General features: G+C 42.7%; 14 protein-coding genes, 1 pseudogene and 1 riboswitch. Of the genes and pseudogenes, 3 read left to right on the top strand and 12 right to left on the bottom strand.

From position 1 onward, the window contains the following. Positions 1-21 precede the first annotated feature (21 nt). The 5 genes from queA to C6348_RS07920 all read right to left on the bottom strand — a co-directional run bounded on the left by queA (position 22) and on the right by C6348_RS07920 (position 3,548). Positions 22-1,050 (bottom strand): tRNA preQ1(34) S-adenosylmethionine ribosyltransferase-isomerase QueA, encoded by a 1,029-nt coding sequence (gene queA / locus C6348_RS07900; protein WP_106042532.1) that lies wholly within the window; start codon positions 1,048-1,050, stop codon positions 22-24. A gap of 34 nt (positions 1,051-1,084) precedes the next feature. Next, positions 1,085-1,285, bottom strand: a complete 201-nt coding sequence (locus C6348_RS07905) for a DUF2905 domain-containing protein (RefSeq protein WP_034661574.1) — start codon at positions 1,283-1,285, stop codon at positions 1,085-1,087. Continuing rightward, positions 1,278-2,282, bottom strand: a complete 1,005-nt coding sequence (gene ruvB / locus C6348_RS07910) for a Holliday junction branch migration DNA helicase RuvB (protein ID WP_060596875.1) — start codon at positions 2,280-2,282, stop codon at positions 1,278-1,280. Before ruvB ends, C6348_RS07905 begins: the two co-directional genes overlap by 8 nt. Positions 2,283-2,293: 11 nt before the next feature. Next, the gene (gene ruvA, locus C6348_RS07915; protein WP_034661580.1) at positions 2,294-2,899 is read right to left on the bottom strand and encodes a Holliday junction branch migration protein RuvA; all 606 of its coding nucleotides are present in this window, start codon (positions 2,897-2,899) and stop codon (positions 2,294-2,296) included. Positions 2,900-3,047: 148 nt separating this feature from the next. Continuing rightward, positions 3,048-3,548 carry an intercompartmental signaling factor BofC gene (locus tag C6348_RS07920; RefSeq protein WP_181185478.1) on the bottom strand — a complete coding sequence of 167 codons (501 nt, stop codon included), beginning with the start codon at positions 3,546-3,548 and terminating at the stop codon, positions 3,048-3,050. A 239-nt stretch (positions 3,549-3,787) separates the two neighbouring features. On the opposite strand from C6348_RS07920, the gene C6348_RS07925 reads away from it, so the two are divergent. Further along, a complete protein-coding gene (locus C6348_RS07925; protein WP_034661587.1) occupies positions 3,788-4,432 on the top strand; it encodes a serine/threonine protein kinase in 645 nt (214 codons plus the stop codon). Positions 4,433-4,464: 32 nt separating this feature from the next. On the opposite strand, the gene C6348_RS07930 is transcribed toward C6348_RS07925, so the two are convergent. Next, the gene (locus C6348_RS07930) at positions 4,465-4,647 is read right to left on the bottom strand and encodes a hypothetical protein (RefSeq protein ID WP_003216799.1); all 183 of its coding nucleotides are present in this window, start codon (positions 4,645-4,647) and stop codon (positions 4,465-4,467) included. Positions 4,648-4,838: 191 nt separating this feature from the next. Between C6348_RS07930 and C6348_RS18875 the strand changes: the two genes are divergently transcribed. Then, positions 4,839-4,985, top strand: coding sequence for a hypothetical protein (locus C6348_RS18875; protein ID WP_162839368.1), 147 nt, complete (start codon positions 4,839-4,841; stop codon positions 4,983-4,985). A 36-nt stretch (positions 4,986-5,021) separates the two neighbouring features. On the opposite strand, the gene thiC is transcribed toward C6348_RS18875, so the two are convergent. Next, entirely contained in the window at positions 5,022-6,782 is a 1,761-nt protein-coding gene (thiC, locus tag C6348_RS07935) for a phosphomethylpyrimidine synthase ThiC (RefSeq protein ID WP_034661590.1), read from the bottom strand. 127 nt (positions 6,783-6,909) lie between these two features. Continuing rightward, positions 6,910-7,018, bottom strand: a riboswitch (TPP riboswitch). A gap of 237 nt (positions 7,019-7,255) precedes the next feature. Between thiC and C6348_RS07940 the strand changes: the two are divergent. Then, a pseudogene (locus C6348_RS07940) lies at positions 7,256-7,807 on the top strand (LysE family transporter). 48 nt (positions 7,808-7,855) lie between these two features. On the opposite strand, the gene C6348_RS07945 reads toward C6348_RS07940, so the two are convergent. The 5 genes from C6348_RS07945 to nadB all read right to left on the bottom strand — a co-directional run bounded on the left by C6348_RS07945 (position 7,856) and on the right by nadB (position 13,757). Next, positions 7,856-8,473, bottom strand: a complete 618-nt coding sequence (locus C6348_RS07945; RefSeq protein WP_060596878.1) for a YhcN/YlaJ family sporulation lipoprotein — start codon at positions 8,471-8,473, stop codon at positions 7,856-7,858. 323 nt (positions 8,474-8,796) lie between these two features. Beyond that, on the bottom strand, positions 8,797-10,113 hold the full coding sequence (safA, locus tag C6348_RS07950; RefSeq protein ID WP_106042534.1) for a SafA/ExsA family spore coat assembly protein: 1,317 nt from the start codon (positions 10,111-10,113) through the stop codon (positions 8,797-8,799). 131 nt (positions 10,114-10,244) lie between these two features. Next, positions 10,245-11,354, bottom strand: coding sequence for a quinolinate synthase NadA (nadA, locus tag C6348_RS07955; protein WP_106042536.1), 1,110 nt, complete (start codon positions 11,352-11,354; stop codon positions 10,245-10,247). Beyond that, positions 11,341-12,204, bottom strand: a complete 864-nt coding sequence (gene nadC, locus C6348_RS07960; protein ID WP_106042538.1) for a carboxylating nicotinate-nucleotide diphosphorylase — start codon at positions 12,202-12,204, stop codon at positions 11,341-11,343. Before nadC ends, nadA begins: the two co-directional genes overlap by 14 nt. Then, a complete protein-coding gene (gene nadB / locus C6348_RS07965) occupies positions 12,186-13,757 on the bottom strand; it encodes an L-aspartate oxidase (protein ID WP_106042541.1) in 1,572 nt (523 codons plus the stop codon). The genes nadC and nadB overlap by 19 nt, the downstream gene beginning before the upstream one ends. Positions 13,758-13,762 lie beyond the last annotated feature (5 nt).

The raw sequence follows: 13,762 nt of genomic DNA on the forward strand, positions 1-13,762 counted from the left end.
TCCTGTCTTTGTTGTATGATGTTATTGAATCAGCATGGCATCGCCAAAGCTGAAGAATCGGTATTCCTCTTTTACAGCCTCATTGTACGCTTTTAGTACATGCTCTCGTCCAGCTAATGCGCTGACAAGCATGATTAACGAGGATTTTGGCAGATGGAAATTCGTGATCATGCCATCAATGGCCTTGAATGTATAGCCTGGGTAAATAAAGATTGACGTCCAGCCGCTTGACGCTTTGAATTCGCCGTCATGCGCACTTGCAATGGTTTCGAGCGTTCTCGTTGACGTTGTCCCAACTGAAATAATCCGTCCGCCTTCCTTGCGAACGCGATTGAGCTCTTCAGCTGTTTCTTCATTCATTTCGTAAAACTCTGCGTGCATTTCGTGTTCTTCAATACGTTCTGCACTGACCGGACGAAAAGTACCAAGCCCCACGTGCAGTGTAATGAAAGCTATATGCACACCTTTTGCTCTCAGCGCATCCAGCAGCTCGTTTGTAAAGTGAAGACCAGCAGTTGGAGCAGCAGCGGAGCCAACCTCTTTTGAATACACCGTTTGATAGCGTTCACGATCGTCAAGCTGCTCTTTAATATAAGGAGGCAGCGGCATCTCACCGAGGGATTCAAGTACTTCATAAAAAATGCCGGTATACTGAAACTTAACTTTTCTTCCGCCATGTTCCATCTCTTCTGTACATACCGCTTGAAGCCGTCCATCACCAAATGTGATAACCGTTCCTTTTTTCACCCGTTTGGCTGGTTTTACAAGTGTTTCCCAGTTGTCTCCCTCTTCTTGTTTTAATAGAAGAAGTTCAACTTTTGCACCTGTATCCTCTTTCATTCCAAACAAACGTGCCGGCAGAACGCGTGTATTGTTTAAAACGAGACAATCACCCGTTTGAAAATAATCGGTGATTTGTGAGAATGTATCATGTGTCATCGCACCCGTTTGTTTGTTTAAGACCATCAGTCTTGATGCATCTCGTTTTTCAAGCGGCACTTGTGCAATCAATCTTTCTGGTAAATCAAAATCAAATAGTTCTAGCTTCATTTACTTCACCTATTCTGTAGTTAACTAGTTAACGTTATTTCATCCGTCCAAAGATATTAAGTAATATGGTTAGCACAATGCTAATGGCAATGCATGTGATCACAGGAAAAAAGAACGTCACATTTCCTTTTTTCACAAAAATATCACCTGGAAGCTTACCAACCAATTGAAATACTAATCCTGCGGCAAAAAGGACACCACCTAAAATCATCAATATTTTAGGGAATTCAGTCACGAATCGGAACCTCCATTTGAAAATGTTCATACGCTTCTCTTGTGACGACCCGTCCTCTTGGTGTTCTTTGCAGGAAACCAATTTGCAGTAAATACGGTTCGTACACATCTTCAATCGTATGTGATTCTTCTCCAATTGTCGCTGAGATTGTATCAAGCCCTACAGGACCGCCTCTAAATTTTTCGATCATACTTAAAAGCAGCTTATGGTCTATATGATCCAGACCAAGCCTGTCGACTTGAAGGCGCTCAAGGGCATCTTCCGCAATGTCCTCGGTAATCGCATGATTCCCAAGCACCTGCGCAAAATCTCTTACTCTTCTGAGCAGACGATTGGCAACCCTTGGCGTGCCCCGGGAACGTCTTGCGATCTCTTCGGCTGAGCGAAGATCGATCCCAATCTCAAACAGCTCGGCTGTTCTTGCCACAATGTGAGCCAAATCTCTTTGCTCATAGTATTCCAATCTTGCATGTACCCCAAACCTGTCACGAAGCGGTGCTGTTAAAAGCCCTACACGGGTCGTGGCACCTACAAGTGTAAATGGCGGTAAATCAAGCCGTACAGAGCGCGCTGTATCTCCCTTGCCAATGACGATATCTAAACAAAAATCCTCCATTGCCGGATAAAGCACTTCCTCAATTGAGCGCTGCAAGCGATGAATTTCATCTATAAACAACACATCACCTGGCTCAAGAGAAGTTAAGATTGCCGCCAAATCGCCAGGACGTTCAATCGCTGGTCCAGATGTTGTACGCAGCTGAACATTCATTTCATTGGCGATAATCGACGCAAGCGTTGTTTTCCCGAGTCCAGGCGGTCCATATAAAAGGACGTGATCGAGTGTTTCCTGCCTCATGCGGGCAGCTTCAATAAACACACTGAGGTTATCTTTTACTTTTTGCTGACCGATATATTGGCTAAGTGTCTGTGGCCGCAGACTTTGCTCAATGGCTGATTCATGGTTGTCTGCTTCAGTTGAGACGAGCCGTTCATCCATGAGACATCACCCTATTTCAACATTTTTTGTAAAGCTTTTTTCACATATTGATCGGTTGTGAGATTCTTTTCTTCTTTTAATAATGGAAGAACCTTTTTAATTTCACGATCACCGTATCCAAGAACATGTAAGGCTTCAAGCGCTTCGTCTAATGCCGTTTGCTGCGTTTCGACCTGAATATGGTCCTCGTGATTAAATAGGTTGCCAATCATTTCCGGTACGACATCGGCTAGCTTTCCTTTTAGATCGAGAATGATTTGGCGAGCTGTCTTTTTGCCAACACCAGGGAACTTAATCAGGAACGCTTCATCTTCACGTTCTATCGCTGAAATGACAGCGCCAGGATCACCGGAAGCAAGAATCGCTAGAGCCCCCTTCGGCCCAATCCCCGTGACATTTAACAGTTTTGTGAACAGCGCTTTTTCTTCTCGCGTTTGAAATCCATATAACGAAAAAGCGTCTTCCTTTATGTAATGATACGTATAAATCGTTTCTTGTTTGTTTACTTGATAGATAAACGGGTTTGGGGTATAGACTTGATATCCCACTCCGCCGTTTTCAATGACAACATATTGCGGGCACACATAATCAATGGTCCCTTTTACAAACTCTATCACCGTTTTCACCTCTTTGACTGTTCTTCATTGTAACATAAATCGAGAAGAAAACCGCAATAAAAGTTAACATACGTTCGCTCAATGCATTTTTACGATGAAACCACGAAAAACAGCTTGCGGCCTTCACACCAGCAAGCTGTTACACGCTTTAAAACGATATTTCATTTCGGTAAGGCTTCATGACTTCAAGCACATGCTCAAATTCATCCTTTGTTCGAAAAGGAATGCCTTGCTCAAGCTGCTCCTCCACATGACTTTCTAAACGGGACGTATCAATTTGAAAAAAGAGATGAATAGGCTCCGCCCAGCCGTCAGGTCTTCCATGAAACGTAGAAATCACACCGTCCTCTGATAACCCGATATATCCATTTGCTTTACTTAATGGAGAGATATCATCAATTTGCTTTCTAAAAAGCGCAAAATCCTCTCTCTGTTCTACTAGCGTCCAGCCTTTATACTGTGCCCAGAATGTGTCTTTGTCTTCTAATGATGCCCGGTGTCTTTCAATACTCACATCTCCGTCTAGATAGACTTTTTCAAGCTGCACGGTGATAGAGTTTGACTGCTTTTGCAAGTGTTCTTTTCCTTCCATATCCGCAGCGAAAAAAAGCACACTTGTCATGATAAGTCCTGTAACGAAACATTTCATCTTCACTTTCACTATTTACACCTCTTTAGAACATGAGATCGATGCATGACATATGTAGTTTGACCCATTTTTCTAAACATTAACCAAATCGATGACATGAATGTATGGGAAGAGTCTTTCGTTGTATCCTTCATTCGTAAATGGTATGTTTTATACAATCCATTGCTTTATCGAATGACTCGGTTTTTTCATCATTCGTTTTTCAGCCGCATAAACTGAAACCAAAGAAGGTGAAGTCAATGTCAGATGTTAAAAGATTAGCCGAATCGATTCAGTATCATGAAGATAAACGTCTTCATAAGCTTGCCTTTAAACCGGCAGAGCTTGAACTGTGCGGCAAAGGAAGAAGTGCCTATGTCTTTTCATACAAAAAAGACGGCAAGAAAATGGCACTAAAAGTCTTTTTCCCTTCTTATCAACATATTGCCCGCAAAGAAGCCGCCATTTATGAAAAACTTTCTGGTTCGTCTTACTACCCTGAGATTTATGAATCTGGGGATCAGTATATTTTAATGGAATATATTAAAGGCTACACATTCTATGAATGCCTCACAAAGGGGATTCCTATTAAAAAACAAATGATTGAACAAGTCGATGATGCGCTAGAAGAAGCACGCGAGAAAGGATTGAATCCTTCTGATATCCATCTGCGGAATCTGATCTTAACAAAGGAAGGCCAGGTCAGGGTCATCGACGTAGCCCGTTTCACACAAACAAAAGCATGCCACCAATGGAATGATTTAAAAGCCGCTTACGCTTATTATCAAAAACCTTTTTTCCCTAAAAAAGCACCGCGTCTATGGCTTGAAGTGATTGCTTATTTGTATAAAAAGAACTGGCTGTCCCGCGGTCAGCTTAATAATCGAAATGATTTTTCTGCATAATGAAAGCCGCTCAGAGAGAGCGGCTTTCTGTTTTAATCTGTTTCTACGTGGATGCTATTCACATTTAATAAGTTAATGATTTCATTATTCAGCTTAAACCAATGATTGGCTTCTTCAATTTTCTTATACACATCATAGGTAGCTGGGCGTTTTAGCTCGAAATCAAGCACTTCCCCATTGTTCATATGAAATGTTACCTTAAATACTTTCATCATAAGATCACCTTCCACTCTTTCTTGTTAGCTGGCCAAATAGATCGGCTCTTTTCATTCATTCTCTATTCAACTCGTTTCCCCTCCTTCTTTCCTTTCAAACACAAGAAGTTTAAATTTTGTTTAAATTCAAACAACATCTCTATCCCTCTGCTTTGCAAAGAAGTATATTATTTAAAAAGGAGGCTGTCTTCATGAAACGGAAAAAGAAACGAACATCTCCCGAAAGACAAACCGTCTTTTTTCATTTAACAGATGCCCTCATTCCGAGTCTGGACATGATAGGGATTGCATTAAAGACATTTTTCCACATCTTAAGAAAAGCCTTTTCCGCGATCTGATAGAACCCCGCACAACATATGTGCGAGGTTCTTTTTTTAGGATGAATAAATTTGACTTCCTTGGCTGATAAACTCCTTCGCCTTCTTCTCCATCTCTCTTTTCACTTCTTCTGATTGATTGCGAATATCATGTGAAATTTTCATACTGCAAAACTTCGGTCCGCACATCGAGCAAAAATGGGCAGTCTTAGCGCCTTCCGCAGGCAATGTTTCATCATGGAACGCCATCGCTCTTTCTGGATCAAGTGACAGGTGGAATTGGTCACGCCACCTAAATTCAAACCTCGCTTTCGATAAAGCATCATCGCGCTTTTGAGCAGCAGGATGTCCTTTTGCTAGATCAGCGGCATGTGCGGCAATTTTATAGGCAATCACACCTTCTCTTACATCTTCTTTGTTCGGCAGACCTAAATGCTCTTTTGGCGTCACATAGCATAGCATCGCTGTTCCATACCAGCCGATCATGGCCGCACCGATGGCGGATGTAATGTGATCATATCCCGGGGCAATATCTGTTGTAAGAGGCCCTAACGTATAAAATGGTGCCTCTTTGCAAATCTCCATTTGCTTGTCCACATTCTCTTTGATTTTATCCATCGGAACATGTCCAGGCCCTTCAATCATCACCTGTACATCATGTTTCCAAGCGATCTCTGTCAATTCACCTAACGTTTCAAGCTCTGCAAACTGTGCCTCATCATTGGCATCAGCAATCGAGCCTGGTCTCAGACCGTCTCCAAGTGAAAAAGCAATATCATACGTTTTCATAATCTCACAAATGTCTTCGAAGTGGGTATAGAGGAAATTCTCTTGATGATGGGCAAGACACCACCTTGCCATAATGGCACCGCCTCTTGAAACAATTCCGGTCACCCGATCGACTGTCAGCGGAATATACCTTAACCTCACGCCCGCATGAATCGTAAAGTAGTCTACTCCTTGCTCTGCTTGTTCAATTAATGTGTCTCTGTACACGTCCCACGTCAAATCTTCTGCCACTCCATTTACTTTTTCAAGCGCCTGATAAATGGGAACGGTTCCTACTGGGACTGGGCAATTCCGTATGATCCATTCTCTCGTTGTATGAATGTCCTTTCCTGTAGACAGGTCCATCATGGTGTCTGCACCCCATCTGATCGCCCATGTCATCTTTTCTACCTCTTCATCAATGGATGATGTCACAGCTGAATTGCCAATATTCGCATTGATTTTGACGTGAAAATGCCTTCCAATAATCATCGGTTCACTTTCAGGATGGTTAATATTCGCTGGAATGACTGCTCTTCCGCTGGCTACTTCCTCTCTCACAAACTCAGGGCTTAGCTCTTCTCTTAACGCGATAAACTCCATTTCAGGCGTCACAATACCTTTTTTTGCATAATGCATTTGCGTCACACAGGCACCTTGTTTTGCGCGGAGCGGCTCATGATGAAAATCAGTATGAACATGATGAAAGGACTCTTTTTCCTTAGAACGATATCCGTTATCTTCTGGTTTCACATGGCGCCCTTCATAGCTTTCTGTATCCCCTCTTTCTTCGATCCATGCTGCCCTAAGGCGTTTTAATCCCTTAGTGACATCAATATGGGCTCTCTCATCGGTGTACGGTCCACTCGTATCGTACACACGAATCGGTTCATTTTGAATGTTCCCCGCCTGTGTCACAGTTTTTGAGAGGGCAATCTCCCTTTTTGGCACTAAAATGTCAGGTCTTGATCCTTTCTCATACACCTTTCGGCTGCCGTCAAAGCTTGATAATAAGGATTGAGTTGTTGGGGTATTTTTCTTTTCTTTCATTTGCTGTTCTCTCCTTCTCTTCTTGTCACCGGACAGGATGGAATCAGCACCAGCAAAAAAACCAGGCTCTATGAACAGAACCTGGTTTCGTCGACAGAAATAAACATGAATGTCATTCATATGACCCATGTATCATCTTCAACTTCCCCACGCTGGTACGAGCCAGATCAGGTCCAAAGGGTTAAGAAGCATACACTTCTCTCTCAGCCCAACTGCGGGCACCCCTAGTCACATTTATTGATTTCCACAACAGTGTAGCATAGAGATGCCATGAAAAAAAGAAGTTTTAGGAAAATAGTTCCTTTCCACTACAAAAGAGATACAGCAAGCTTGATATGCACCTTTATATACATCATCTCTCCCACTCATTTCGATAAAATATGAAATAATCATTGATCCTTTTCTCCTATTATGTATAGTTAATCTAAACTGAGAATTTTTATACAAATTTTTCCAAATGAAGTTCTAGTCGATTGCAAACATTTCTCGCATTTATTGTCGTAGGATTGTCAATTGCTCTGCCAGTTGGAGCGATCACGGTTGAAATGACAAAACAGGGATTAAAAAACGGATTCTTTCATGGATGCTGAATTTGCTCAGTTTTTATCACTGCCATTTGTCCAAATCCCGCTCTGGCTGATCGGAGCAGTATTCTTAATAATTCGGATCAAGACATCCATTTAGCTGGCGAAAAAGTCAATAAATCATTCGCAAAAACGTACAGAAACGGCTTGCTTGTCGCGGTGTCCCCTGGAAACCTTGTGTTCTGGGTTTCAGTATTCGGTGCTGTACTGGCAGATGCATATACAAAAACAGATTCATCTGAATTTATGCTGGCTTCAGGCGGTATTTTGGCAGGGATTCTCCTTCATGACATCGGTCTTCTCCCCCATGTATCCTTAACAAGAAAAGTGATGAATCGAACGATGATCAAAGGGACCTTCATTATTGCTGGTATTTTATTACTTGGATTTGGCTGGTATTTCTTTAACGAATTTTATACAGGCATCAAGGGTTATTTTTAAGAAAAGGCTAAAGTTCTTGAGGAACTTTAGCCTTTCTTATTCTCCAACCTATCGAGTCATGCCTGTTTGGCCTGTTTCAAATTGTGTTCTTCTCATATCTCTAAAGCGTGTGAAAGCACCCTCGTCTTTAATGACTTGGACAGCTCTTCCATCCGCATAACGAGTCGCTGCTTCTTCAACTTGTGATACGCCCTCTGACGTCAGACGTCCATCTGATTTAATGGCAATATACACATTTTCATCTGTCACCATCACCTGTGAGTCTGCAACGTGGTTCATTTTATTGACACGGTTGGCAATTTTTCTTGAACGCTGGACGTTCTCTTGTTTATCGTAGCCAGAGAACGACATTTGGTTATGATAGTTCATATCTCCATGACTGTAGCGTCCATCTCCACCTGCGAGAGGCATTCGATCATCGGCTTGAGGACGGGTGCGATAATCAACATTCGTTGTGTTCCCACCGTTCATCCCCTCCATGAGTTCAGAAACTGGCCCTTGATGATCTTGATTATTGTCAGCCGCACGGTTATTCGAATGATATCCGACTGGCTGACCTGATTGATTATGACGTGTATCTACACCTGCATTATCATTTGTACCACATGCCGTTAACCCAATAGGAAGAAGCACTAATGCGATCGTTTTTTGCCATTTTTGTCTCAAACGAAAAACCCCCTGTACAAATTCAATCTCATGAGCGCGAAACAGGCTCTGTTTTAGCATGTACAGTTTGGGAAAAAATCAAGCTGTCAGTTATAAACAAAAAAAGGAACGATTGAGATCGTTCCTTCCAGATTGTTAAAATGATCTTTATTTTAGCCCTTTGTCTCTTTTTCAGCGTGATAGAAAACCTTTGCAGTCTAGGAAGGGCGAGCACCGGAGCGGAGCGAATTTGACATTCGTGAGCACCGGAGCACAGCCCTGACAACGAATGCGAGGGTTTGTCTACACGCTGAAAGGAACGATTGAGATCGTTCCTTCTGTCATTAATCTTCTTCGTCTTCTTCTGGCCTTGCAAAAACAGATTGACCTGGATATGGCTGCATATAAGGCTGAGCTGGATAACCCCCCATTTGGCCATAAGGAACAGGATTCGGATAATGTCCTGACCATGGCTGATGCTGCTTCATGCCATCATCACATCCACAGTCTTCCTTGCCATAAGCTTCATTTGAAACGTTTGGATAAAAGCCTTGATTCACGTTCGCATTGGCATTTGGGTGCATATGGTGGTGCCAGTGATGCCCGTCGTTTGCATGATGTGCATGATGTTCATAATGTTCCCCGTAATAAGCTGGCGCTTGATACGCAGGATAATACGGCTGAGCTGGGTATGGATATGGCATCATGTGATGGTGATAATATGGCTGGACAGGATAACAAAGACCTGAACCTGGTAAAATTGGCGATGCTGGCACCATTTGTTGCGGATATGGATACATTGCCGGCATGTAATGTCCATGACCAAAACCATAATAAGGATCATATGAGTCATGATGCTGGTGATGGTGATGATGCTCTTTATTCTCAGCCATTCCTCCTACCGCTGCGCCTCCAACATTCGGCATTTGCGGGAAATTAGGAAGGTTTGGGTAATTGCTTTGCTCCATATCTTTTCCCTCCTCCTTTTGATGCGGAATATGAATAAACGGATCATACCCCTTTGCCACTTCATCTTTTAGATGGCCTTTATTTTCATCATAAAAATGGTCCTTGTTATTTTTATGGTCCTTATTTTCATGATGAAAATGTTCCTTGTTATCTTTATGGTCCTTATTTTCATCATAAAAATGTTCTTTGTTATCTTTATAGTCCTTATTTTCATGATGAACATGATCTTTGTGATCCTTTTTGTCATGAACATGATCTTTCTTTTCATGAACGTAATCTTTTTTCTCATGATGTTCTTTTTTGGGAGGAGGCGTGAATGGCTGGTAGAGATTGGTCTGATAATAGTTCACATCGACTTGTGGAAAAACTGGATGCTCGATCTTTGGCACTGGCGGTACATAAGGTACCGGTTCATTTGGCTTTTCTTTCGGCTTCGTATCTTGCACTTGCACGACATCTTTTGGCTTTTCTTTCACATACGGATGTTCTTTCGGCTTTGGCATTTCTTTTGCTTTGTGATGATCTGTTTTTACAGGAACACCACTAGATGGAATCTTGATCTTCATACCCGGCATGATCAAATCTGGGTTACTGAGTTGTGAATTTAGTTTTTTCAATTCTTGAAAGTCGACTCCGTATTTCTTTGAAATTTTCCAAAGGGAGTCTCCTTTTTGCACAATATGAATTTTCAACGTTTTCCCCTCCTATGCAAAACGTGAACGTAACGGTTATGTCAGAAGTACAATATGTTTCACCATAAATTTATGCCTATTTACAAGCCGATATGATAAAAACTTGTTTTCTGATAGGAGGGGCTGATTTATTATTTAATGGCGAGCATTTTATTCAGTGCAAGTAAAGCCTCTTTGGTAATGTCTTCATTGACCTGAATCAAACCGACCAGATCACCTTTCTCAATGCTTTCTAGTGACCATAACAAATGAGGAAGATCGATCCGATTCATGGTCAAACATGGACACATATCCGGATTGAGGGATTCAATTTGTTTATCTGGATGCTGATCTATTATCCGCTTGACTAAATTCATCTCTGTTCCAATCGCCCACTTGCTTCCTGCTGGCGCTTCCTTAATCGTATCAATAATAAATTTCGTTGAACCGGCAAGATCAGAAGCCCTGACGACTTCATGCGTGCATTCTGGATGGACAAGGATTTGAATGTCACGATCTCTTTTTCTCGTTTCTTCAATATTCCGCACCGTAAATTTCTCATGGACAGAGCAATGGCCTTTCCATAAAATCATCTTGATGCGAGAAAGCGGCTGATCGGTGATGAGCTTTTCTTCTATTTGATCCCAGACAGCCATTTCTTCTAGTGAAATGCCTAAATCGAATGCCGTATTACGCCCTAAGTGCTGATCAGGGAGAAACAGAATCCGCTCTTTTTGTGTGAGTGCCCACTCCAGCACTTTTTTAGCGTTTGACGATGTAACAGTCGCCCCGCCATGCTTGCCGACAAATGCTTTAATATCCGCTGTTGAGTTGACATACGTGAGCGGCAGGATCGTATCCCCAAACAGATCAGTGAGCTGCTCCCATGCTCTATCCGTTTGTTTCATGTTCGCCATATCAGCCATTGAACAGCCTGCTCTCATATCTGGCAATAGGACCTTTTGATTCTTATTTGACAGCATATCTGCCGTTTCAGCCATGAAGTGAACACCGCAAAACACAATGTACTCAGCCTCCTGATTGTCCGCGGCTATTTGTGCGAGCTGCAGTGAGTCTCCTGTTGCATCTGCAAATTGGATGACTTCATCCTTTTGATAATGATGCCCCGGTATAAAAAGCTTTGATCCAAAGGCCCGTTTAATGTCTAACACACGCTGCTTCATCTCATCAACAGAGCGGTGTTTATATTCTTTTGGCATCATGGCTGCATGTTGATTTGCGAGTACATCAAGCAGTGACATGAGTTGTTCCCCCTTTATGACTGAATTCCATATTCATACTAAAATCAAATGCTGGAGCAGAATGTGTCAGAAAACCAAGTGAAATAAGGTCGACACCTGTCCCCCTGTAACTTGGCAATGTTTCTAATGTGATGCCTCCTGAAGCCTCCGTCAGAATTATCTCCGGCGTCATTTGTTTAAAACGTTTTACTTCGTCTGGAGAGCAGTTGTCAAACATGATGACATCAGCTTTTGCATCAATGGCTTCCATTAGCTGCGTTTCTGATTCAATTTCCACTTCAATTTTCACCATATGACCGGCATACGCTCTTGCTTTCTCTACTGCTTCACGAATAGAGCCGCATGCGGCAATATGATTATCTTTAATCATCACTCCATCTGATAAGCCGAAGCGATGATTCTTTCCGCCTCCTGTCTTCACAGCGTATTTCTCTAACATGCGCAAGCCGGGAGTCGTTTTTCTCGTATCACAAATCGTAATCGACGGATCCGCTAATCGCTGCACCGCTTCATGTGTTAATGTGGCGATACCTGTCATGCGCTGCAAGACATTTAAAATGACCCTTTCTCCTTTTAATAAGTCGCTGACCGGCCCCTTTATTTTCGCCAGCACAGCGCCTGAATGAATCCAATCACCTTCCTCAAAAAACAACTCAGCTTGAATCTGTTCATTCAGCAGGCGGTACCCTATGTCAATGACTTGAGAACCTGCCAATACACCCGATTGTTTTGCGATGATGTATGCTGTTCCTTTCTTTTCTCCAAAAATGGCATCAGCTGATACATCTCCAAAGCCAATATCTTCTGTGAAAAAATGAGTCATCATTTGTTTTAACTGTAAACGTTCCATTTGGCACCGATCCTTTCATTTTTCATCATATGAATGTGGCCTTTTTCATGGACAATCTGCATGCCCCGCCACAAAGCATCATTCCGATTTGGATAATCCATTCGAAAATGGCCGCCTCTGCTTTCTGTACGAAGTAATGCAGACTTCACAAGGCAAATCGCTAATGCCCATTGATTGCTTAATTCGATCTGTTCACTTGTGATATTCTTCACATTCGTTTGCTGATAAGGGACTTGCTGTAATACTTGAAGCAAGGTCTTTAGCCCTTTTTCGTCTCTTACAATTGCGGCATATGTCATCATCCATTGTCTCAACTGATCCTCTGAAATCGCTGGGACGGACCATACTTCTTGAATAGAAAAAGATGGGATTGTTTTTTTCTGTTTAGGTACCTGTTCAATTCTCCGTGCCGCTTTGTTTCCTAAAACGAGACCTTCCAAGAGAGAATTACTCGCTAATCGGTTCGCTCCGTGTAAGCCTGTACAGGCCGCTTCTCCGATAGCAAAAAGAGATGGAACAGTGGTTTCTCCATATTCATTCACGCAGATTCCGCCCATTAAAAAATGCATACCAGGGGAAACTGGGAGCCTGCCGCTTGCCATATCGACACCTGCCCGCTGACACATCGCATTAATTGCTGGAAAACGAGCTGAAAAATGTGGAATCTCGCGGATATTGAGATACAGATCATGACCTAATTGCTGCTCATGAAAAATAGCTCTAGCGACTACATCTCTAGGCGCTAAATCAGCTTGTGGGTGAATGCCTTTCATCATCCTCCTGCCTGTTTCATCTTCTAAATAGGCTCCCTCTCCCCGGACTGCCTCTGAAACGAGACCGACTGCTTTTCCAGCGATCGTCAAGAGGGTGGGGTGGAATTGAACAAATTCAAGATCTGCTAATTGTGCCCCGGCTCGATAGGCCATCATCAGTCCGTCTCCTGTTACAGAAGGGTCATTTGTGTTTGTTTCATATAGGGAGCCGCAGCCGCCCGTGGATAAAACAACTGCATCTGCGGTCATGGTATGGACGTGTCCTTTCTCGTCTTTCCACACCACACCCATGCAGGTTCCTTCATGGACCAATAGATCAATGACATGGTGATATTCGTATAAATGAATATGTGAGCCAAGCTGACTTTTTAAATACTGCACGAGTGTTTTGCCTGTTTGGTCTCCTCCTGCATGCAAAATGCGATGAGTCGTATGTGCCCCCTCTTTACCTAATTGCGGCTCGCCCGTCTCCGTTTGATCAAATGGACAGCCTTCTTCTACGAGCTGCTCCACCAATTGCTTTCCAAGACTTACGATCTCTTGTACCGCCCTCTCATCATTGTGTTTACAGCCGGCAGCTAATGTGTCTTGTACATGCTGATGAACTGAATCCTGTGCTGAAAAGGCAGCAGCGATTCCTCCTTGCGCAAGCATGGAATTACTAGAGGAAAATTGTTTTTTTGTCATCATGATAACTTGGCAGCTTTCTGAAATGGTTTTTGCAAAGGAAAGCGCTGCAATGCCTGATCCCACCACAATGACTTTTTTGATTGATGACACCTTCG

The sequence above is a fragment of the Bacillus sp. YBWC18 genome (assembly GCF_002998775.1).
GTDB lineage: Bacteria > Bacillota > Bacilli > Bacillales > Bacillaceae > Bacillus.